The sequence below is a fragment of the Nocardia sp. NBC_01730 genome (assembly GCF_035920445.1).
In the GTDB taxonomy this organism is placed as follows: domain Bacteria; phylum Actinomycetota; class Actinomycetes; order Mycobacteriales; family Mycobacteriaceae; genus Nocardia.
Genome location: NZ_CP109162.1, coordinates 1909734 through 1935757 on the forward strand (window position 1 = coordinate 1909734; position 26024 = coordinate 1935757).

General features: G+C 66.5%; 2 protein-coding genes (1 of these 2 only partly in view). Both read right to left on the reverse strand.

The annotated features are described in order from the left end of the window. Entirely contained in the window at positions 1-16506 is a 16506-nt protein-coding gene (locus OHB12_RS07925; protein WP_327117581.1) for a type I polyketide synthase, read from the reverse strand. Further along, positions 16503-26024, reverse strand: the 3' portion of a protein-coding gene (locus tag OHB12_RS07930) for an SDR family NAD(P)-dependent oxidoreductase (protein ID WP_327117583.1). Its footprint extends 5529 nt past the window's final position; the window shows 9522 of its 15051 coding nt (coding positions 5530-15051); the start codon falls outside the window, past its right edge — the gene reads right to left on this strand; the stop codon is at positions 16503-16505. The genes OHB12_RS07925 and OHB12_RS07930 overlap by 4 nt, the downstream gene beginning before the upstream one ends.

Genomic DNA, 26024 nt, shown 5'->3' on the forward strand with positions numbered 1-26024 from the left:
TCATTTAGTTGTGATCTGTCGGTCGATAAGAGCAAAAAGCTCATCAGGACTGGCCGCCGCCTCGACGGCCACGCGAACGCTGTGAGTCGGGGATTCACGTTCGGCCACGGCATCGGCCAGCGTCGAACGGATCCGCTCGATCAACCGGTCCTTCTCATCGGCAGACGACGTGGTCGCCAACAGCCGCCGCAGTGAGTCGATCTGGTCATCGACCATCGACACGGTCGCGGTGCTCTCCCAACGCGAACGCAAATATTTCGCCACTGCGGTAGTAGTCGGATAGTTGAACACCAGCGACGACGGCAATTTCATGCCCGTCGCCTCGGCGAGCCGATTCCGCAGCTCGACACCACCGAGCGAATCGAATCCCAGTTTGTCGAACGGTGCCCCGGGTTCGACAGCAGCGGCAGACGGGTGTCCGAGCACAGCCGCGACATGTTCCCGCACGAATCCGAGTATGACCGCGTCCCGTTCGTCCTCCCGCGCGGCAGCGAGCCGCCCAGCCAACTTGCCGCCGGCTGCGATACCACTCGCCGCGCGGCGCGCCCGTGCAGGCACCAGGCTGCTGAGCACCTCGGGCAACAGCCCGGCTCGGGCGTGGGCCGCCAGCATCGGCTTGTCGAATTCGGCGCAGACGGCCACGGGTTCGTTCGCGACGATTGCGGCGTCGAGCAGCGCAACTCCATCGTCATCGCCGATGACCTTGATGCCCAGTCGCTCCAGCCGGGCCAGGGAGGCCCGGGCCAGATTGCCTGTCATACCCGCTTCCTGGTGCCAGGGGCCCCACGCCACCGACAGCCCCGGCAGCCCCTGGGCGCGGCGGGCACCGGCCAGCCCGTCGAGGAACGAATTCGCCGCCGCATAGTTGCCCTGTCCCGGCGCGCCGAATGTCGACGCCACAGAGGAGAACATGATGAACGCCGCCAGGTCGTGCCCCCGGGTCAGGTCGTCCAGGTTCAGCGCGCCGTCGACCTTGGGCGCGAGCACACGGTCGATCTGCTCCGCAGTCAGCTTCTCGAGCGTAGCGTCGTCGACCACACCCGCGGAATGGATCACCGCCGTCAACGGATACTCGGCCCCGATCGAACTGAGCACGGCCGCCACACTCGTGCGGTCACCGACATCGCATGCGGCAACACGGATTTCGGCCCCCATATCGGTCAATTCGGCCACCAGCTCCGCGACGCCCGCCGCCGCTTCACCCCGACGTGACACCAACAAGAGGTGCTCCACACCATGCACGGCAACCAGATGCCGAGCCATCACCGCACCCAAACCACTGGTACCACCGGTAATCAATACCGTGCCGTTCCCGAACATCGCACCCTGGTCGGACGACTGCGGTTCTTCGGTGGGTACACCGCCGGACAAGCGCGGCACGAACATCCGGGAATCACGTACCGCCATCTGACCCTGATTTGATTCGATGGCACTCCGCACGACATCAGCGTCCAGAATGCCCTCGTGGTCCAGCAGCACAATCCGACCCGGGTGTTCCGATTGGGCGGTGCGGACCATGCCGGCCACCGCAGCAGCAGCCAAGTCGACCGACTCACCCGCCACTCCCGTCGCACGGCGGGTCGCCACCACCAAACGAGAATCCTCCAGCCGCTCGCTCGACAACCACGACCGCAAGATCTCCCAGACTGCGTGAACCGAAGCCCGAATCGCTGCAGCACGCCCACCGGACAAAGCATCACCGATCCGCCCATCCCCGTCGACAGCGTCGACCACGGCGAGGTCGTCGGCAAGCGACCAGACGATCAGGTCCGGAACCTCTTCCGCCGCAGCCAATTCCGCAACGTCGGAATAGTGCTGGTCGACCCCGGCCACCCTCGCCGAGCCCAATGTCGCCATCACACCGACGGACGTCGGGGTAGGCAGCTCCGAGGAGACCCATCGCAGGTGCAGCGGCGACGAGCGGCGAGTCTTGCTCGCCACGTTCAGAGCTTCGACGTCGACCGGACGCGCGGTCACCGCATCGATGGTCAACACGATCGAACCGGTGTCGTCGACAACATCGATTCCGACCGACCCGCTGCCGTCCGGGACCACCCGTGCACGCACCGCCCCGACAGGGGAACGCCACAGCCGAACTCCCGCGAACGAGAAAGGCAACAGCAACTGTCCCGCGGCCAGGTCGTCGGTCAGACGATCAATAGCCACGTGCAGACAGCCGTCCAGCAGTGCGGGATGGATGCCGAATGCGGATGCCGACCCGCTCGCCGATTCGTCGAGTGAGACTTCTGCGAAGATCTGCTCGTCACGGGTCCACATCGCGGTCACGCCCTGGAACGCCGGGCCGTACTCGAATCCCCGCTGCGCCAGGCGATCGTAGAAAGATGGGTCGTTCGACGGCTCCGCCCCTGGAGGGGGCCAGGTCCGCTCGCTCCATATCGGGGCGATATCGGCGGCAGCGGTCAGGACACCCCCTGCGTGCAGCACCCACGGGTACTCGTCGGCCGAGTCCCCGTCGGCGGCGGGGTGGGAGTAGATCGCAAATGTGCGCCGGCCCTCGCCATCGGGTGCCGCAACACTCAACTGCAGGTCGACCTCCGCGTCGCCTACGAGTAGCAGCGGGGTTTCCAGCAGCAGTTCCTCGATGACGCCGACGTGTAGTCGCGCGCCCGCGCTCAACGCCAATTCCGCGAAGGCCGTCCCAGGCAGCAACACCGAGCCGAACACCGCGTGGTCAGCGATCCAAGGATGAGTCCGCACCGAGAACCGGCCCGTGAACAGCCACTCGTCTTTGCCCGCGAGCGGCACTGCGTTCGCCAGCAGCGGATGCCCGAACGTGCCGGTCACGACTCCGGACGGCGGCTGCAGCCAGTAGCGTCGGTGCTCGAACGCATAGGTGGGCAACGCCACCCGATCCATAGCACGCCCCGCGAACAAGGGCCGCAAGTCCACAGGGAGTCCCACTGTGTGCGCCTGTGCCAGGCACATGACGAACTGCACCGACTCGTCGATGGATCGCCGCGACGAAGCCACCACCGTAGACTTCGCCTGCCTGTCCGCATGTTCCGCCAGGCATTCGCGAGTCATTGCGGCGAGCACCGCGTCCGGACCCACCTCCACGAACCTGCGCACACCAGCCTCGACCAGCGTGTCCACGCCGGGAGCGAACCGCACGCAACCACGAACTTGCGCCACCCAGTACTCCGGATCACACACCTCATCACCGGCCTGCTCACCCGACACGTTCGACACGATCGGCAACAGCGGCTCCCGATACGTCAATCTCTGTGCCACAGAACGGAACTCGTCCAGCATGGGCTCCATCAACACCGAATGGAACGCGTGCGAGACGCGCAGCCGCGTGGTTTTACGGTGCTGCGCCGACAACGTCCGCTCCACCTTGTCGACGACCTCGGCGTCGCCAGAGATCACCACCGACTCCGGCCCGTTCACCGCAGCAATCGACACGCGACCGTCGTACTCGGCAATCACCTCCACCACTTCTGTCTCCGCCACGGCGACGGCGAGCATCGCACCACCGTCGGGCAACCCGCCCATTAACCGGCCACGCGCCGCTACCAGCGCACATGCATCCTCGAGCGACCACACCCCCGCCACGTATGCCGCGGCCAACTCTCCGATCGAATGCCCCGCAAGGACATCCGGTGCGAGTCCGAACGATTCCAGCAAACGGAACATCGCCACCTCGAACGCGAACAACGCCGGCTGCGTCCACTCCGTCCGATCCAACACACCCTCGACATCGGTGAACATCACCTCCTTCAACGACGGCGCGGAGCTCCTCGAGGGGTGGTGGTCGGGCGACGGGTGAGCCTTGTCGCGGTGACGGTCGAACTCGCCGCACACCTCGTCCAATACCGCCGCAAACGCCGGAAACGCCTCGTACAGCCCCGCACCCATACCCACCCGTTGTGCGCCTTGACCGGTGAACAGGAAGACCGTTTTTCCCGAACCCGCAACGCCGTCGACCACCAACGCCGCCTGCCCGGGACTACTCGCATCCGGGAAAGCCGGCCCCCGTGAAGAATTGGCCAGAGCCTCCAGTCCGGCGAGCAGCTCCTGCCGGTCACGCCCGATGACAACACCCTGCCGATCCAGCAGTGCCCGCGAGTCCAGCAACGACCGCGCCACCGCCCAGAGGTCCACATCCGCACGATCAGCCAACCATGCCCGCAACCGATCCGCCTGGCCCCGCAACGCCTCCTCCGACTTCGCCGACACCACCCACGGCACCACGGCGATGTCGATATCCAGCCCCACGGCCGCGGGTTCGCCACTGCCATATTCCGAAACGAACTGGGCAGAAGGTGCCGTCGGTGCTTCCTCGAGGATCACATGCGCGTTGGTGCCGCTGATCCCGAACGACGACACCCCCACACGCCGCACCGTGCCGCCGGCGGGCCACGGATCCGCCTCGGTCAACACCCGCACCGATCCCGCCGACCAATCCACATGCGGCGACAATGCATCGACATGCAGAGTCTTCGGCAACATCTCGTGCTGCAATGCCTGCACCATTTTGATCACACCACCCACACCGGAAGCCGCCTGCGTGTGACCGATATTGGACTTGAGCGCACCGATGCGCAGTGGTCGATCCGGTCGATCCTGTCCGTAAGCGGCGATCAACGCCTGCGCCTCGATCGGATCCCCCAACGCCGTTCCCGTTCCGTGCGCCTCCACCGCGTCCACGTCCGCCGGGCGCAACCCGGCGTCGGCCAATGCCGACGCGATCACCCGCTCCTGCGACGGACCGTTCGGCGCGGTCAAACCATTGCTCGCGCCGTCCTGATTGACCGCGCTGCCACGCACCACCGCCAACACGTTGTGGCCCAGTCGCCGCGCGTCCGACAACCGTTCCACCACCAACACCGCGGCACCCTCGGACCAGGCCACACCGTCGGCCGCAGCCGAAAACGCCTTGCACCGCCCATCCGGAGCCAAACCACGCTGCCGAGAAAACTCCACGAACACCATCGGTGTCGCCATCACCGTCGCACCACCCACCAATGCGAGTGAGCTTTCGCCCTGACGCAACGCCCGGCACGCCACATGCAACGCCACCAGCGACGACGAACACGCCGTATCCACTGTCATCGCAGGCCCTTCCAAACCCAATGCGTATGCCACTCGTCCGGACACCACACTCCCCGCGGCACCGGTCGCGACATAACCCTCGACCTCGGACCCGCCCTTGCGCGTCACGGCCTCGTAGTCCTGATACATCACACCCGTGTAGACACCGGTATTGCTGCCCCGCAACGACGTCGGATCGATCCCCGCATGCTCCAACGCCTCCCACGACACCTCCAACAGCAATCGCTGCTGCGGATCCATCGCAATCGCCTCACGCGGACCGATCCCGAAAAAGCCCGCGTCGAAATCGGCCGCGTTCGTCAGGAAACCGCCCTCCCGGGCGTAGGACGTACCCGGGTTCTCCGGGTTCGGGTGAATCAGGCGATTCAGGTCCCAGCCACGATCCGACGGAAACCCGCTGATGGCGTCCGTGCCCGACAACACCAGATTCCACAGTTCGTCCGGAGACTCGACACCGCCGGGATACCGGCATGCCATGCCGACGATCGCGATCGGCTCGTCGGTATGCACCCGACGCCGCGACTGAACAGGATTCTTGTTCGCACCATCGACCCGCGAACGCAGATACCGAGCCATCGCCGCCGCCGTCGGGTAGTCGAAGGCAAGAGTCGACGGAAGTTGCAGACCAGTAGCCTTGGTGAGCCGGTTGCGGAACTCCACCGCACCCAGCGAATCGAAACCCAGGTCACTGAACGGCTTCTCCGCGTCGATCAGCTCCCCCGAAGCATGACCTAGCACCGCGGCAATCTGATCCCGCACGAAGTCCACAACGACCGCGTCGTGTTTGTCCGGCGGCACGCTCGCCAACCGCCGAGTCAGGTCGTCAGCACTGTCGGCACGGCGTGGCGCCGGCGTCGACGACTGCAACAGTGGCGGCAACAGACCCGCGCGGGCCTGAACCGACAATGCGGCCACGTCGAAATCGACCGCGGCGACAAACGGCACGTCCGCGCCGCCCACCACATCGAACAACGCAAGACCATCAGCTTCGGCCAAGGGTCGAAAACCCATACGCGACAGTCGATCCACACCTACGCTGCCCAAACCGGCCATCATCCCGCTGTCCTGGCTCCACGGACCCCACGCAACAGAAACCGCGGGCAGGCCCGCATTCACGCGCCGTCGTGCCAAAGCGTCCAGAACCGAATTCGCCGCCGCATAATTGCCCTGACCCGCAGACCCGAGAACCGCCGCGATCGAGGAAAACATCACGAACGCCGACAAATCGCGATCCAGGGTGAGCTCATGCAGGTTCAACGCCGCATCGACCTTCGGCGCAAGCGCCCGGTCGACCTGCTCCGGCGTCAGCGTCTCCACAGTGCCATCGGCCAACACACCCGCCGCGTGAACAACGGCCGTCAACGCCGGGCCGTCGGACAGACCGTCGAGCATCGCCGCAACCGCGGCGCGGTCACTCACATCACAGGCCACCACCCGCGCCCGAACCCCCAGCTCGGCCAACTCGACCACCAGTTCGCCAACACTCTCGGCCCGCTCACCACGCCGAGACACCAACACCAGATCACGCACACCGTGCGCCACGGCCAGATGCCGCGCCACCAACGCACCCAACCCACTGGTGCCACCGGTGATCAGCACCGCACCCGAACCGAGCACGACAGCCGATCGAGCCACACCACCGCGACGGGTCAAGCGCGGCGCCGACAACGCACCCGCACGCACCGCCAACTGCCCCTCGCCGGAATCGAGAACAGCCGACACCAACTCCGGCGTCACATCACCGTCGCTGTCCACCAACACAATCCGACCCGGATACTCCGACTGAGCACTGCGCAGCAAACCCCAGGTGGCCGCCGCAGCCAGATCGGGATCTTCTCCTGGCAGACCGGCACCGTTGCGCGTCACCACAACCAGCCGCGCATCGGCCGCGGGCAGAGACAACCATGAACGAACCGTCGCCAGCACCATGTGCACACGTCGGTGCACGGCATCCGCCGACAATGCACTACTTTCCTCGGCGACATTGTCGGCGAACCACACCAGCACATCCGGAACATCGTCCCCGGCAGCCTCGCCCAGCGCGGTCATGTTCGGGTAACTCTCCGCGAACCCCGGATAAAGCTTGTCCCACTGATCTTTTGGCCGCGAGCATTCCGGGGCGGGCTCATCGGCCCGCGTCGAGCCGACGACGACGATCCGCCGGCTATCCGTACCGCGGGAAGCGATGGAGCGGGGCGATTGAGCATCGATGCCGTCGAGTGGGCTCCACTGCACATCGTAGAGCCGGTGGTGACGGGCGAACCGGCCATCGTGCAATGCCTTGCTGTCCACCGGACGCGCCTGCAGTAACTCGACGGTCAATACCAGAGCGCCTGTGTCGTCGCCGAGCTCGAGCCGGATGCCGCCGCCGTGTTGGAGTGCGGCATTCGCGTGGCCCTCGTAGCTACTTTCCGCTGCCGCCTCGGGCCTGACGCCCATACCACTGGCGGCTTCGCTGCGTCGGATTCGCGCCTGCACGGCCGTCACACCGGGACGGTACAACCGCACACCGGTGAACGAGAACGGCAGCGGCGCCTGGTCGGCGGCAAAGTCGACGGCCAACTCCTCCACCGCAGCGTGCAGCGCGGAGTCCAGCAACACGGGATGGATACGGAACCGCCCGGCATCGGCCCCGCCCTCGGCCGGCAGCCGCACATCCGCCAAGACATCGCCACCACCGTCCCGCCACAGGCGGTTCACCCCCCGGAATGCGGGTCCGTAGTCGAGTCCGCGCGCGGCCAACCGGCCGTACATCGAATCACCAAACGTCACATCGTCGCCGGGTAAAGGCACTCCGGGGCAGGCTTGCGGACGGTCGACCCTGTCATGGGCCGGAGCAGCGCTCACCGCGCTGGGAGCGAGAATGCCACGAGCGTGTGTGATTCCGGATCCGCTGTCGGAATGTTCGCCGATTACCCTGGACGCCACGTTGAAGCGTCTGCGCCCGTCGTCATCGGGCTCGTCGACACCGACCTGGACGTCGACCTCGGTGCGGTCGTCCAATCGCAGGGGTGCTTCGAGGACCAGCTCGTCGATGACCTCGATACCCAATCGAGCACCGACCGCCAACGCCAATTCCACGAAACCGGCCCCCGGTAGCAGTATCGCGCCGAACACCGTGTGGTCGGCGATCCATGGATACGACGCCACCGAAAGTGGCCCGGTGAACAGCCACTCGTCCTTGCCTGCGACCCTCACCTCTTCGGTCAGTACTGGATGGCGGGACGGTGACGGTGTCTCGGAGGCTGGCTGTAGCCAATACCGTTGGTGTTGGAATGTGTAGGTGGGTAGCGGGACCCGCGACACGGTGCGGTTGCCGAACAGTGGCTTCCAGTCGACGTCTATACCTGCTGCGTGGGCGTGTGTGAGGGCGGATACGAGCTGTGTCGGTTCGTCGGTCGAGCGTCGGGCTGGGGTGATCACTGTCGAGCGGGCCTCGACGTCCGGGGTTTGGGCAAGACATTGCCGAGTCATCGCCGACAGGACGGCATCGGGGCCGATCTCGACAAACCGTCGCACGCCGGCGTCGACCAGGGTGTCGATCCCGGACGCGAAGCGCACACATCCACGCACCTGCTCCACCCAATAGCCCGGATCGGTCAACTCCACGCCCATCACGGCGCTATCGATGTTCGACACGACCGGAACGTTCGGCAGATGATAGGTCACATCTTCGGCCACGGAACGGAACTCGGCCAGCATCGCATCCATACGCGCGGAATGAAACGCATGACCGACCCGTAACCGGGTGGTCCGGTAGCCTTCCGCGGCGGCACGCCGCTCCACCTCCTCGACAGCGTCCCCGTCCCCGGACAACACCACCGACGACGGACCGTTCACCGCCGCGATCGACAACCGGTCCCCGTACCCGGAAACAAGTTCTGCCGCGTCCTCCTCCCCCACGGCCACCGCCACCATCGCCCCACCGGCAGGCAATTCCCCCATCAACCGACCACGCGCGGCAACCACGCGACACGCATCCGACAACGACCACACTCCAGCCACATACGCAGCCGCCAACTCACCGACCGAATGCCCGATCAGCATGTCCGGTACGACACCGAACGACTCCACCAGCCGGAACAACGCCACCTCGAACGCAAACAACGCAGGCTGGGTGAACTCCGTCCGATCCAACAACTCCACACCGTCACCCCGCGCGAACATCGCATCCTTCAGCGACCGACCCAACAGGGGATCGAACTCCGCACACACCTCATCCAACGCCGCCGCGAACACCTCGAACGAGTCGTACAGGCCCGCGCCCATCCCGCCACGTTGCGCTCCCTGCCCGGTGAACAGCAACGCCGTCCTACCCGACCCGACAACTGCCTCGACAACACCGGACGACACCACCCCCGCCGCCAAATCGGCAAGACCGGAAAGCAACTCGCCGCGGTCTGCGCCGACAACCGCGCCCCGACACTCCAGCCGACCACGAAAGTTGGCCAGCGAGTATGCGATGTCCCAGACATCCAGGTCAGGTTTGTCGATCACCCACTGCCGCAACCGTTGCGCCTGCGCCCGCAAACCCGACTCGGATTTCGCCGATACCAGCAACGGTACGGCCGCGGCGGGGTGAGGTAGGGCTGTCGGCGCGGGTTGCGGGGTGGGGACTTCCCGGCCTCCGATATCGTCTGCCGGGTTACGGTGTATTACCTGTTGCGGGCTTGACCGCCGGGTGGGTGCCTGTTCCAGGATGGCGTGGGCGTTGGTGCCGCTGACGCCGAACGACGACACTCCGGCGCGGCGAACACGGCCGTCGGCCGGCCATGGCTGTGGCTCGGTCAACAACGCGACATTGCCCGCCAACCAGTCCACATGCGGGCTCGGCTCGTCGATATGCAAGGTCTTCGGTAGCGTTTCGTGCCGCAACGCCTGCACCATTTTGATCACCCCGGCCACACCCGCCGCGGCCGCGGTGTGTCCGATATTCGACTTGAGCGACCCGATGTGCAGCGGCCGATCCGGTCGCTCCTGCCCATAGGTGGCGATCAGTGCCTGCGCCTCGATCGGATCACCCAAAGGCGTTCCGGTGCCGTGCGCCTCCACCGCATCCACATCCGAGGGCTCCAACCCCGCACTGGCCAACGCCGCCGCGATCACCCGCTCCTGCGAGGGACCGTTCGGCGCGGTCAAACCATTGCTCGCACCGTCCTGATTGATCGCGGTGCCACGCACGACCGCCAGCACGTCGTGGCCGAGACGACGAGCGTCCGACAGCCGTTCGAGCACCAGCATGCCGACGCCCTCGGAGAACGCGACACCGTCGGCCGCGGCGGAGAACGACTTGCAGCGCCCATCGGGTGACAGACCACGCTGCCGCGCGAATTCGACGGAGAGGAACGGATCGGCATAGACCGTCACGCCGCCCGTCAGCGCCAGCGAGGTCTCCCCCTGCCGTAGCGCTTGGCAGGCCAGATGCAGCGCGACCAGCGACGACGAGCACGCGGTGTCCACGGTGACGGTAGGCCCTTCCACACCGAAGACATACGCCAGCCTGCCGGAGGTCACGCTGCACTGGGAACCGGTGAGCCGGTAACTCTCCAACTCGCCGGCGACCCGGGTGTAGTAGGTCGAGTAGCACGCTCCGACGAACACCCCGGCATCACTGCCACGCAACGAGACCGGGTCGATACCCGCGTCTTCCAAAGCCTCCCAGGACGCTTCCAGCAACTGACGCTGCTGTGGTTCCATCGCAGACGCCTCCCGGGGACCGATCCCGAAGAAGCCGGCGTCGAAATCCCCGGCATCATCAAGGAATCCGGCGCGACGGGCATAAACCGTGCCGGGCTTGTCTGGATCGGGATCGAACAACCGTTCCAGATCCCAACCGCGATCCGACGGATACTCACTGGTCGCATCAATTCCCGACACAAGCAGATCCCAGAGGTCATTCGGCGACTTCACACCTCCCGGGAACCGGCATCCCATTCCCACGATGGCGATCGGCTCGTCCGCCCGCGCTCGGCGCACCGTCTTGTTGACCGGTTCGCCGACCGTTTTCGGTTCGATGCGAGACTGCACCAGTTTCGCCACCGCCGCCGCGGTCGGATAGTCGAACACCAGTGTCGACGGCAACTGCACGCCGGTGGCCTTGGCCAGCCTGTTGCGGAATTCCACGCCACCCAGCGAATCGAAACCGATCTCGTCGAAACGCTGGTCGGGTGGGATGTCGTTGGCCGAGCCGTGTCCCAGCGCTGCCGCGGCCTGCGTCAGTACCACGTCGAGTACGGCCCCGCCGCGCTGAGCTTGCGGCAGCTGAGCCAGCCGAGCGCCGAACGAGCCCGCCGCCGAGTCCTGCGCGGACGTGGCGGCGGGCGGCGCCGCGCGCCGCACGAATCCGCGCAATACCGCGGGAGCCGCATCGGGGTCGGATACGCGTCGCAGCACGCTGGTGTCGAACCGGATCGGAGCCAGCCGCGCCTCGGCGCCGGTGAGGGCATCGTCGAAAAGACGCACACCGTCGGCATTCTCGAGCGCGCCAAGCCCCAGCCGACCCAATCGCGCCATCGCCGTACTCCCCAGACCACTGGTCATACCACTGCCCTGGTTCCACGGCCCCCACGCCAACGACACTGCCGGCAACCCAGCCGCGCGACGCCGCTGTGCCAACGCGTCCAGGAAACCGTTCGCCGCCGCATAGTTACCCTGGCCGGCCGACCCGAGCACTCCAGCGATCGATGAGAACACCACGAACGCCGACAAGTTCCGGTCCCGGGTCAGCTGGTCCAAGTGCCACGCGCCGTCGACCTTCGGCGCCAACACCCGATCCACCTGCGCACCGGTCAGCGTCTCGATGGTGCCGTCGTCGAGAACCCCCGCGGTGTGCACCACAGCGGTCAATTCACCATCGGCTTCGATGGTGTCCAACAGCTTCCGCACCGCGTCGCCGTCAGCGACATCGCAGGCAACAACCTGGGCGTCGGCACCCGCTCGCGTTAGCTCGGCGACCAACTCGACGGCACCCGCAGCTTCCGGTCCCCGCCGCGACGACAGCACCAACCGGCGCACACCATGCTCGGCGACGAGATGGCGGGCGAACAACGCACCCAGGCCGCCCGTACCACCGGTGATCAGCACCGTCCCATCCCCCAACCCCAGATAAAGCTTGTCCCCGTGGTCTTTTGGCCGGGAGCGCTCCGAAGCAGGCCGTGGCACGGTGCGCTCCGACACAGATGCGGGTGCACGCCTCAACCGCGGAACCAGGATCTCCGCAGCACGCACCGCAACCTGCGACTCGCCCGACCGCAGCACGACCGCTATCCGATCGACATCCAACGGCGCGGCCGGATCCTCATCGACAAGAACGAACCGCCCCGGATTCTCCGACTGCGCACTGCGCACCAACCCCCACACCGCAGCCGCGGCCACATCCACAACCTCCCCGGCCAACCCCGCGCCGCCCGTGGTCACCACCACCAGCCGGACATCGAACAGACGTTCTTCGGCAAGCCAGGACTTCAGCGTGCCCAACGTGGCGTGCACCCACGCCCGCACCACTGCCGGGTCATCGTCGGCCTGACCACTCACACGCCAGACGAGGACATCCGGAATACCGTCGGCCGCACCAACATCGGAAACCCGCGCATAAGAGTCCTCGACCCCCGACACCGTCGTATCCGCTAGCACTGCAATGCGGGGTGCGGGCTGAGCGGCCCCCGCAACCGATTCCGCGGTCGGCTCCCAACCAACCTGATACAAGGCGGCCCCGTCAGCGGACAGGCTGCGCCGGAATTCCTCGACCTCATACGGACGCAGCAGCACCTCATCGACGGACAGGATCGGGTTGCCGGCCAGATCAACAGCCGCGACGGCCACGGTATCCACTCCGGTCTTGACCGCGATGACCCGAAGCGACGTCACCTCCGCAAGCCGCAGACCCTGCCCGCCGTCAAACACCGGCTTGTGAAAACGCGCACCACCCCACCGGAACAGCAACCAACCGGTATTCGCCTCGGGATCCATCTGGCGGAAAAACAGCTGGGAGAGCCCCGCGTGCACCACCAGCTCCATCAAAGCCGGATGCAGATCATGGCGCCCCCACTCCGGCACCGCGTCGGTGTCCAACGCGACCTCCGAGAACACCGTGTCGCCACGTCGCCACACGGCATGCACCCCGATGAATGCCGGACCGTACTGCAGCCCGGTGTCCATCGTGATCTGCTCGGCGAGCGCGGTGTCGGCCACATCTACGAGTTCGGCATCGACCGGCGGCCAGTCCTCGTCCCGCAACCGCGACAACAACACCGAATCCCCAGCCCACCGCGCCGCCAGCGCTCCGGTCGCGTAACACGCCCATTCTGCTTCTGCGTCGGACGACTTCCGGTAAAAGCACTCGAATGTACGTCGCCCGGACTCGTCCGCGGCCTGCACCAGCACCTGCAGCTCGACCTCGTCGTCACCGGGCCGGATCGGCGACTGCACAATGACTTCCTCAACCACCGCACAGCCGATCCGGCCGCCCGCGACGAGGAGAAATTCAAGCAATAGGACCCCCGGCACCACCACCACACCGTGGGCCATGTGATCAGCGATCCACGGATGGGTACGCACCGAGAACCGACCGGTGAACAACCACTCGTCGGTCCCCGCCAAACCGACCACACCCGTCAGAATCGGATGATCCGTCAACGACTGCGACACCGAGGAGTCACTGCCGGGCTGCAACCAGAACCGCCGACGCTGGAACGCATACGTCGGCAACGCAACCCGACGCACCCCACGTCCGGCGAACAGCACAGGCCAGTCCACCCGCACACCCGCGACATGAACCTGCGCCAACGACGTGACGAACTGCGCCACCTCATCGGTGCAACGCCGAGAAAACGTCGCCACCGACGAAACCGACTCGACCTCCGGGTTCTGCGCCAAACACTCGCTAGCCATCGCGGCCAACACTGCATCCGGACCCACCTCGACAAACCGCCGCACACCCTCGTCGACGAGAGCGTCCACACCCGGTGCAAACCGCACACAACCCCGCACCTGCCGCACCCAATACTCCGGATCCGTCACCACATGACCGGCAAGCTCACCGGACTCGTTCGACACGATGGAAAATTTCGGTGACCGGTAGGCGATACCTCGAGCTACCGAACCGAATTCGGTCAGCATCGGATCCATCCGCGCCGAATGAAAGGCGTGACTGACCCGCAGTCGATTCGTCTTGACTCCAGTTGCCGAGAGCTGCCGCTCGATCTCCTCGAGGGCGTCGGCGTCCCCGGACAGCACCGTCGACGACAGGCCGTTCACCGCCGCGATCGACACGCGGTCCCCGAACCCGGCGATAATCTCGGCCGCTCGTTCTTCACCGATCGCCACGGCAAACATCGCGCCGCCGCTCGGCAGCGCACCCATCAACCTACCTCGCGCCGCCACCAACACACACGCATCCGCAAGCGACCACACCCCCGCCACATACGCCGCCGCCAACTCCCCGATCGAATGTCCGATCAGCACATCCGGTGTCACACCGAACGACTCCATCAACCGGAACAACGCCACCTCGAACGCGAACAACGCCGGCTGGGTGAACTCCGTCCGATCCAACAACCCCTCCGGATCGGCGAACATCACATCTTTCAACGAGCGACCGAGCAACGGGTCGAATTCCGCACACACCTCCTCCAGCGCAGCCGCGAACACCGGAAACGCGCGATACAGATCCGCACCCATACCGGCTCGCTGCGCACCCTGACCAGTGAACAGGAAGGCCGTTTTCGCAGAACTTGCTTTCGCCTCGATCGCGCCTGACGAACCCGCCGCCAACTCGGCCAGACCGGCCAACAGTTCGGTCCGGTCACGTCCCACGACGACACCGCGCCAGTCCAACAGCGCCCGCGACGTCACCAACGAATGCGCCACATCCCACACATCCGCCTCGGGATCACCGAGCAGCCACTGCCGCAATCGATCCGCCTGAGCCCGTTGCGCGTCGGCGGACTTGGCCGATATCACCAGCACAACGACATCCGACGCGATGGGCTCCACAACCGCCACCTGCTCAGGCTCGCCTCCTTCCTGGGCGGCAACCGGACCGGCGGGCGCTTCCTCCAGAATGAGATGGGCGTTGGTGCCACTGGCCCCGAACGACGACACACCCGCCCGTCGCACCCGCTCCCCCGCCGGCCACAGCTCACTGTCCTGAAGCAGCCGTACCGTACCCGCGGACCAGTCCACATGCGGCGACGGCGCATCCACATGCAACGTCTTCGGCAACATCTCGTGCCGCAACGCCTGCACCATCTTGATCACACTCCCCACCCCCGCGGCCGCCGACGTGTGACCGACATTCGACTTCAGCGAACCCATACGCAGCGGAGCGCTCACACGCTGCTTCCCGTAGACGCTGATCAGTGCCGACGCCTCGATCGGATCCCCCAGCATCGTGCCCGTGCCATGCGCCTCCACCACATCGACATCCGATGCAGCCAAACCCGCATTCGCCAATGCCTGCACGATGACTCGTTCCTGCGCAAGACCATTCGGCGCAGTCAAACCGTTACTCGCACCGTCCTGATTCACCGCGCTGCCGCGCACCACGGCCAACACGGTGTGCCCGAGCCGCTGCGCATCCGACAAGCGCTCCAACACCAGCACCCCAAGCCCCTCGGAGAAGCCGGTCCCGTCGGCGGCCGCCGCGAACGCCTTACAGCGCGCATCCGACGACAGCGCACGCTGACGCGCGAACGCGATCAGCAGAGCCGGATCCGACATCACGGTGACACCGGCCGCCAGGGCCAGCGAGGCGTCGCCCTGCCGCAACGCCTGACACGCCAGATGCAGCGCCACCAACGACGACGAGCACGCGGTGTCCACCGACATCGCCGGGCCCTCGAAGCCGAAGGTATACGCGATCCGACCGGACAGCACACTGTTCGCGACACCGAGGTAGGCATGACCTTCCGCCTCCGCGGTAATGGTCGGCGAGCCGATACGAGGGCCGTAGTTCTGGTGGATGACTCCGGTGAAGACGCCGGTGTCAGTGCCACGCAGCGATACCGGGTCGATACCCGCATCCTCCAACGCCTCCCACGACGCCTCCAGCATCAGACGCTGCTGCGGATCCATCACCACGGCCTCACGAGGACTGATCCCGAAGAAGCCGGCGTCGAAGTCGCCGATGGAGTCCAGGAACCCGCCTTCACGGGTGTAGATCGTGCCCGGCACATCCGGATCCGGATGGTACAGCCGATCCAGATCCCACCCCCGATCGGTCGGAAACCCACCGACCGCATCAACACCAGAAGCGACCAGATCCCACAGCTGCTCAGGGGATTTCACACCACCCGGATAGCGGCAACTCATCCCCACGATCGCGATCGGCTCCCGCGCCCGCTCCTCCAGCTCCCGAATATGCCGGTTCGCAGCGCGCAGATCTCCGGCCAGCCTCTGCAGAGACCGCGTGAGTCGTTCCTCGATACTCATGCCCGGCCAAACTCCTCATCAATCAAATCCAATAGCTCGCTGCCCGAATGCGCAGCAAAGTCGTCGTACTCATCGCGCTGCCGCCGCCCGCCGACATGAGACCGAAGACGGTCACTGATACCGAGCAATGCGGTCACCGTCGCCTCGTCGTCGCCCGCCACAGCAAGGACACGTTCGACCATCGCCTCCAAACCGGCGAGGTCCCCGGCCGCGGTGCGCTCGACGGGGTCGCCGATCGGAGCGATCTCCTGGCGGACGTAACCGGCCAGTGCCTCCGGAGTGGGATAAGAGAACATTGTGGTCGAAGACAATTGCACCCCGACCGCCGATTTCAGCCGGTTGCGGAATTCCATCACGCCGAGCGAGTCGAAGCCGAGATCACTGAACGGCTTGTCGGAGGCGATCGAGTCCGCAGTGCCGTGCGCTAGGACGGCCGCGGCCTGGACGCGGATCACGTCGAGAATGACGCGCTCCTGCTCGACTGCCGAACGGCCCAGCAATTGGGCCGCCAAAGGTGCGGAGCCTGTGGAGCGCCCATTCAACGCTGTCGGCTGCTCGCTCGTGGTGGCGCTCACACGGCGGCGCGCCCGCCGTGCCACCCCGCGCATGATCGCGCGCGAACCATCGGGATCTGTCTCGGCGAGCGCGTTGCGATCGATCCGGACCGCCACGAACGCCGACCGGCCCCCCGCCAGTGCCGCGTCGAACAACGCCATACCGTCCACGTCACCCAACGGGATAAAACCTTGCCGCCGCAACCGGGCGAAATCGGCCTCTCCGAGCGCACTCGTCATACCGCCGCTCCGCTCCCACGGCCCCCACACCACCGACGTCGCCGGCAAACCACTCACCTGCCGGTGCTGCGCCAACGCATCGAGGAATACATTCGCCGCCGCATAATTCGCCTGCCCCGGATTACCGATCACACCCGTAATCGAGGAATACAACACGAACATCGACAGATCCAAGTCTTTGGTCGCCTCGTGCAGATTCCACGCCGCATCCACCTTCGGCCGCAACACCATCGCAATCTGCTCCGCCGTCATCGTGGCCAGCAACCCATCGGCCAACACACCTGCGGCATGAACGACACCGGTCAACGGATGCTGCGCCGGAATCGCCGCCAATACCGCCTCCAGTGCCACCCGATCAGCCGCATCACAAGCGACCACATCCACATGCGCACCGAGCACGGTCAGCTCGGCCGCGAGTTCGGCCGCGCCGGGCGCCTCCGGACCACGCCTGCTCGTCAACACCAGCCTGCGCACACCATGCGCGCTGATCAGGTGCCGCGCGGCCACCGCACCCAACCCCCCGGTACCGCCGGTGATCAGCACCGTGCCATCAGGCCGCAACGGGGTCGGCACGGTCAGCACATTCTTACCGATATGCCGGGCCCGGCTCAGGTACCGGTACGCTTCCGGCGCCTGCCGCACATCCCACGCCGTCGTCGGATACGGCGCCAACTCCCCGGCCTCGAACAAGCCGAGCAGCGCGGTCAGGATCTCCCCCAGCCGATCCGGACCCACCTCCATCAACATGAAACTGTGGTAATCCACCCCCGGATACGCGGCAGCCACCTCGACCCGATCACGCCGATCGAGCATGCCCATCTCGACGAACCGACCACCGCGCGGCAACAACCGCAACGACGCATCCACGAACTCGCCCGCCAGCGAATCCAGCACGATATCCACCCCACGCCCCTCGGTGACCTCGAGGAACTTCCGCTCGAAATCCAAAGTCCGCGAATCGCCGATCTCCGAATCATCGAAGTCCATATCGCGCAGCACATTCCACTTCGGCTCGCTCGCAGTCACCAACAACCGCAAACCCAAATGCCGGGCCAACTGCACCGCCGCCATACCCACACCACCCGTAGCCGCGTGCAACAGGAGGGTTTCACCAGCCTGCGCCCCAGCCAGATCGGCAAGACCGTAATAGGCAGTCGCATACACGATCGGCACCGCCGCCGCCTGAGCGAACGACCAACCCCGCGGCATCGGCGCAAGCAACCGACGATCAGCCACCGCAACCGACCCAACACCCGAAATCAACCCGAAAACCCGATCACCAGGCGCGAACTCGGTCACATCCGAGGCCGCCTCCAGCACCACCCCAGCCCCTTCACCACCAATTCGACCGTTCGGGTCCGGGTAAGTGCCCAACGCGATCAACACGTCCCGGAAATTGAGACCCATCGCCCGCATACTCACCCGAACCTGCCCGGGTCCAAGCGGTTCCAGCGCATCCGGGTTGTCACTCAGACCGAAGTTCTCAGCGGTCAAAGTGCCCTTGCCACGCAAAGTCAGCGCCCATGTCGACGGGCCGGCCGGCCCAGTGTGCGCACCGGACGAGCCGAACAGGCCATTCATTCCATCGACGGCGAGCTCGAGCCGCGGCGCGTGTGCCGTCCTCCGCCGCAGCGCCAGCTGGGGTTCACCGGTGAGGGTGAGGGCCAGCGCCACGGCATTCCGATAGTCGGCCCAGTCGTCGACGTCCACGATGACGATACGGTCCGGGTTCTCGCTCTGTGCGGTGCACAGCAGACCCCACGCCGCGGCCGCGGGCAAGTTCACCGGCTCGCCGGGATGCACCGCCACCGCCTGCCGGGTCACCGCGACGATGAGCCGCTCGGCCGTCAGCAGCCGCCGCACTCGCGCCGCCAGCGTGATCACCGAATCCCGCACCGTCGCCGGAACATCGCCGTCTACGGCGGCAGCGTCGATACTCGACCGCTCACTCCATCGCTGAGCGTCGAGCCGCAACACCGTCGCATCCCGTTCCGCGATCGTGACGGTTTCACCGTCCTCGGCGGGGCTCCAGGTTTCAGCCACGGCGAGTTCGCCCACGGGGTCTGGTAGCGCGACCCAGTCCACCGTGTAGCCGACGTCGTCGGTCCGCCGGTCCGCCGGTCCGAGCACGTCGATCGACAGCGGACGCAGCGTCAACGCATCCACCTCGGCCACGGCCATGCCCGCCGGGTCGGCAAGGGTCACCGCGATTCGCTCACCGCCTGGTGCGGACCCAGTCGCGGTCGCGCGGACCCGCAGCGCGCTCGCCCCCGCGGCGTGCAGCGTGAGGTTCTCCCATGAGAACGGGACGACGATCGCACCGGCCCGCGAGCCGGATACCAGCCCGCCGAGCAGGATCGCGTGCAGCGCGGCGTCCAACAACGCCGGATGCACACCGAACTCCACCGCCTCCGATCGGATCTGCTCTGGCAGCGCGACCTCCGCGAACACCTCGCCGTCGCGCCGCCACAGCGCAGTCAGTCCCCGAAACGCCGGTCCGTACTCGTAGCCGAGCTCGGCCAGATCCGCATAGGCATCGTCGATCTCTATTGCCGTCGCGCCGGCCGGCGGCCAGCTGTCCATACGCGTGTCGGGGGACGGCAGGTCCGACTGGGCGGTGACGGTCGCGACCGCGTGCCGGACCCACTGGTCCTCGGTCCGATCGGATTCGTCGCCACTGCACGAACGCGAGTACACCGACACCGTTCCCACGCCCATCTCATCCGGTCCCCCCGCCACCACCCGCAGCTCGACCGCTGCCGCGGACGGCAGCGGCAGGGGCGCCTCGATCACCAACTCTGCCAGCCGCGGGCACCCGATCACCGTTCCCACATGCAGCGCCAACTCGACGAGAGCGGCGCCGGGCAGCAATGCTGCCCCGGCGACAGTATGATCGCCCAACCACGGATGACCGGCTCGAGACAGCCTGCCGGTGAACACCACGTCCTGGGAATCCGGCAATCGCACCATAGCGCCCAACAGGGGATGTCCCGCATCGTCCAGGCCCGACTGCCACACATCCGCCACGCCGACCGGCTGCAACCAATACCGCTGGTGCTGGAACGCATACGTAGGCAGCGGCACCCGATCCCGGACACGGCCCGCGAACAGCGCTGTCCAGTCCACCTCTATTCCCGCGACAGCGGCTTGGGTCAGCGCCGACACAAACTGGGTCGACTCGTCGACGGAATGCCGGGCGGCCGCGACCACCGTCGAGCGGGCCTCGATGTCCTGTCTCTCGGCAAGACAGTGCCGAGTCATCGCTGCCAGCACAGCATCCGGACCGATCTCCACGAACCGCCGCACCCCTGCCTCGACCAGAGTGTCGATTCCCGGCGCGAACCGGACACACCCGCGCACCTGCCGCACCCAGTAACCCGGATCGGTCACCTCCGCGTCGACCACGACGCCGGAGACGTTCGACACGATCGGGAGAGTCGGCTGGTGATAGGTCAATCCTTGGGCTACAATCCGGAATTCGTCGAGCATCGGCTCCATCAACGCCGAGTGGAACGCGTGACTGACCCGCAACCGGGAGGTCCTCACTCCGTCCACGGCAAACGTGTTCTCGATCTTGTCGATCGCGAACACGTCTCCGGACAACACCACCGACGACGGACCGTTCACCGCCGCGACCGATAACCCGCTGTCAAATCCAGCGACGATCCCCGCCACTTCCGCCTCCCCCACAGCCACCGCCAGCATCGCCCCACCTTCGGGTAGCGCGCCCATCAGCCGCCCACGCGCCACCACCAGGGCGCAGGCATCCTCGAGCGACCACACTCCCGCCACATACGCGGCGGCCAGCTCACCGATCGAATGTCCGATCAGCATGTCCGGCACCACGCCGAACGACTCCATCAGCCGAAACAACGCCACCTCGAACGCGAACAACGCCGGCTGGGTGAACGCCGTGAGATCCAGCAGCGCCGCGTTACTCCGATCGAACATCAAGTCCCGCAATAACAGCGCCGAGCTCCTCGAGAGGTGGCGGTCCGGTGACGGGTGGGCCGAGTCGAGCAGCGGATCGATCTGGGCGCACACCTCGTCGAACGCCGCTGCGAACACGTCGAAGGCCGCGTATAATCCGGCACCCATCCCGGTGCGTTGCGCACCCTGCCCGGTGAACAGGAACGCCACCTTGCCCGTACCCGCTGTCGCCTCTGTCGTGCCCGGCGAACCGGCCGCCAAATCGGCCAGACCGGTGAGCAACTCGTCCCGGTCGCCACCGACGACGGCTCCGCGGCAGTCGAGCCGAGCACGGGACGTCACCAAGGAATGCGCGACATCCCATACATCCGTGTCGGGGTTGTCGATCACCCACTGCCGCAGTCGATCCGCCTGCGCTCGCAGACCCGACTCGGAACTCGCCGACACCAACCACGGCACAGCCACGGAGGAGCTGGGCGCCGGCTGCGACACTGGAGCTCGACGGTGTCCGATGCGGTCTGTGCGGAGCCCTCCAAGGTCACGCTGCGCTACCTCCTCCGGGCTCGACCGCACAGACCGAGCAGGTGCCTCTTCCAGGATGACATGGGTGTTGGTGCCGCTGACACCGAACGACGACACTCCGGCCCGACGGGCCCGCCCGTTGCGTGGCCACGGCTGAGCCGCGGTCAACAGCTCCACAGTGCCCGCAGACCAGTCCACGTGCGGACTCGGCGCGTCGACATGCAAGGTCTTCGGCAGAGTTTCGTGCCGCAACGCCTGCACCATCTTGATCACCCCACCCACGCCCGCCGCGGCCACGGTGTGGCCGATATTCGACTTGATCGACCCGATCCGCAGGGGTTGTCCCGCACGGCCCTGCCCGTAGGCGGCGATCAGCGCCTGGGCTTCGATCGGATCACCCAAGGTGGTCCCGGTGCCGTGCGCCTCCACCGCGTCGACATCCGACGGCTCCAACCCCGCGTTCGCCAACGCCGCCGCAATCACCCGCTCCTGCGACGGACCATTCGGCGCGGTCAAACCATTCGACGCACCGTCCTGGTTGACCGCCGACCCGCGCACAAGGGCAAGGACGTTGTGGCCGAGCCGCTGCGCGTCCGACAGGCGTTCGAGCACCAGCACGCCGACGCCCTCGGAAAAGCCGACACCATCGGCTGCGGCGGAGAACGACTTGCAGCGCCCATCGGGCGACAGAGCACGCTGCCGTGCGAAATCGACGGAGAGGTAGGGACTGGCCGCGACCGTCACGCCGCCCGCCAACGCCAGCGAGCTCTCCCCCTGCCGCAGCGCCTGGCATGCCTGGTGCAGCGCGACCAGCGACGACGAACACGCGGTGTCCACCGTGATAGCGGCACCTTCGAGGCCTAAGTAATAGGCCACCCGGCCGGAGAGCACGCTGCTTTGGGTGCCGGTGAGCCGATAACCCTGCAACTCGCCGGCCACTCGATCGAAGTAGCCCGAGTAGCACGCCCCGACGAACACCCCGGTATCAGTACCGCGCAACGACACCGGATCGATACCCGCGTCCTCCAGAGCCTCCCAGGACGCTTCCAGCAGCTGACGTTGCTGCGGATCCATCGCCGACGCCTCCCGCGGACCGATACCGAAGAAACCGGCATCGAAATAACCCGCATTATCAAGGAACCCAGCCCGACGGGCATAAACAGTGCCGGGCTTATCCGGATCCTCATCGAACAACCGCTCCAGATCCCACCCGCGATCCGTCGGATAATCGCTGGTCGCGTCGCTCTCCGAAACAAGAAGCTCCCAGAGCTCATCCGGCGACTTCACACCGCCTGGGAACCGGCAGCCCATACCCACGATGGCGATCGGTTCGTCCGCCCGCACCCGACGCACTGTCTTCTCGACCGGTTCGCCCACCGGCTTCGGCTCGACACGGGACTGCACGAACTTCGCCACCGCCGCCGGAGTCGGATAGTCGAATACCAGTGTCGACGGCAGCTGCACACCCGTAGCCTTGGCCAGCCGGTTACGGAACTCCACCCCACCCAACGAATCGAAACCGATCTCGTCGAAACGCTGATCGGGCCGGATCTCGATGGCCGAATCATGCCCCAACACCGCCGCCGCCTGCGCCAGCACCACCTCGAGCACCACCCCGCCGCGCTGCGCCTCAGGCACCTGAGCCAACCGAGCACCCAACGAGCCCGCCGCGAGGCCCGCCGAAGGCTGTCCCGCGGCCCGCGCCGAACGCCGCACGAACCCGCGCAACACCGCGGGAAGCGCATCGGGGTCGGATGTGCGCCGCAGTTCGCTCGCGTCGAACCGGATCGGCGCCAGCCGCGCATCGGCGTCGGCAACAGCATCGTCGAAAAGACGCACGCCTTCGGCATTCTCGAGTTGGCCCAGTCCCAGCCGACCCAACCGCACTATTGCCGTACTCCCCAGGCCGCTGGTCATTCCGCTGCTCTGGTTCCACGGCCCCCAGGCCAGCGACGTGGCGGGCAACCCCGCCGCGCGGCGCCGCTGCGCCAGCGCGTCCAGGAAACTGTTCGCCGCCGCATAGTTTCCTTGTCCGGCCGACCCCAGCACTGCGGCGATCGACGAGAACATCACGAACGCCGACAGATCGCGGTCACGAGTCAGCTCGTCCAGGTGCCATGCCCCGTCCACCTTCGGCACCAACACCCGATCCACCTGCTCAGTGGTCAACGACTCCACAGTGCCGTCGTCGAGAACCCCGGCGGCATGCACCACCGCGGTCAACCCACCATCGGAATCGATGGCGTCCAACAACTTCCGCAGCGCGTCGCGATCGGCGACATCACACGCGACAACCCGGGCGTCGGTGCCGGCCTGCACCAGTTCGGCGACCAGTTCGTCCGCGCCAGCTGCCTCCGGCCCCCGCCGCGACGTCAACACCAGCCGGCGCACGCCGTGTTCGGCGACCAAGTGGCGGGCGAACAACGCACCGAGTCCGCCGGTGCCGCCGGTGATCAGCACCGTCCCGTCCCGCAACGCCGGATAGGGCTTCTCCCGATGGTCGCTCGGCTGGGAGCGCTCCGGGGCAGACTGCGGCACCGCGCCCTCCGATACGGATGCGCGTGTCAGCCGGGGAACCAGAACCTCAGGACCACGCACCGCGACCTGCGGCTCACCCGACCGCAGCACCGCCGCGATCCGATCGACATCCAGCGGCTCGGCCGAATCCTCGTCGACGAGAACGAACCGCCCCGGATTCTCCGACTGCGCACTGCGGACCAACCCCCACACCGCGGCCGCGCCCACATCCGGAACCTCCCCCGACAGCCCGGCGCCGCCCGTGGTGACCACCACCAGCCGGATACCGGACAGACGATCCTCGGCAAGCCAGGACTTCAGCGTGCCCAGCGTGCCGTGCACCCTCGCCCGCACCGCACCCGGACCATCGGCGAACAGCTCGCTCGCCCGCCACACAACCACACGCGGAACACGTTCGGCCGCAACAATATCGGCAATGGACGCAGCGAACGCATCGATCCCCGACACCGTCGCGTCCCCGAGCACGGCCATAGCCGGTACGTGCCGGTCGACCGGTCCTACCGCCACAGACTCCCAACGAACCTGATACAAACCGGCCTCGTCACCGGGCAGGCTGCTGCGAAATTCGTTGACGTCATACCGACGCATCACCACCGCATCGACGGACAGGATCGGATTACCGTCCGCATCGACGGCGGCCACCGACACGCTCTCCGCTCCGGTCTTGACCGCCACAACCCGCAGCGACGTCACCTCCGTAGCCCACCGCCCACCGTCGGCCGGCTTGTAGAAACGCGCACCACCCCACCGGAACAACAACCAACCGGTGTTCGGAGCGGAATTCGCACGACGAAAAACCAATCGGGACAGTCCCGCGTGCACCACCAACTCCATCAAAGCCGGATGCACCTCGTGCCGCCCCGACTCCGGAGCCGCATCAGTGTCCAGCACGACCTCCGAGAACACCGCGTCGCCGCGTTGCCATACGGCACGCACACCGATGAACGCTGGACCGTACTCGAGCCCGGTATCCTCCGTGATCTGCTCCGGCAACGTCGCACTGTCCACGAGTTCGGCATCGACCGGCGGCCACTCCTCGGTCCGCAGCCGCGACAGCAACGCCGAATCACCGTCCCGCTGGGCCGCTAGCGCACCAGTAGCGTTGCGGACCCATTCCCCGTCGGATGACTTCCGGTAGAAGCACTCGAACGTGCGTCGCCCGGACTTGTCCGCTGCCTGCACCAGCGCCTGTAGCTCGACTTCGTCGTCGCCAGGCCGGATCGGTGCCTGCAGCATGACTTCCTCGACCACCTCGCAACCGATTCGGCCGCCGGCGGCGAGGAGGAACTCGAGCAACAGCACGCCCGGCACCACCACCGCTCCGTGGGCCATGTGGTCAGCGACCCACGGATGGGTGCGCACCGAGAACCGGCCGGTGAACAACCATTCGTCGGTCCCCGCCAACCCGACCACGTCTGTCAGTATCGAGTGATCAGCTGATGGCTGCGGCGCGTCGTTGCCGGGCGACAACCAGAACCGGCGATGCTGGAAGGCATAGGTCGGCAACGGAACTCGTCGTACCTCGTGGCCTGCGAATAGTGGATGCCAGTTGACTCGCGCGCCTGCGAGATGGGCCTGTGCGAGCGAGGTGACGAGGTGTGTCACCTCGTCGGTCGACCGCCGGGAGGCCGCGGCCACCCATGGGGCCGACTCGGCCTCCTGGTCCTCCAGGCACCGACGGGTCAACGCGGCCAACACCGCGTCCGGGCCTACCTCGAGGAAGCGGCGCGCACC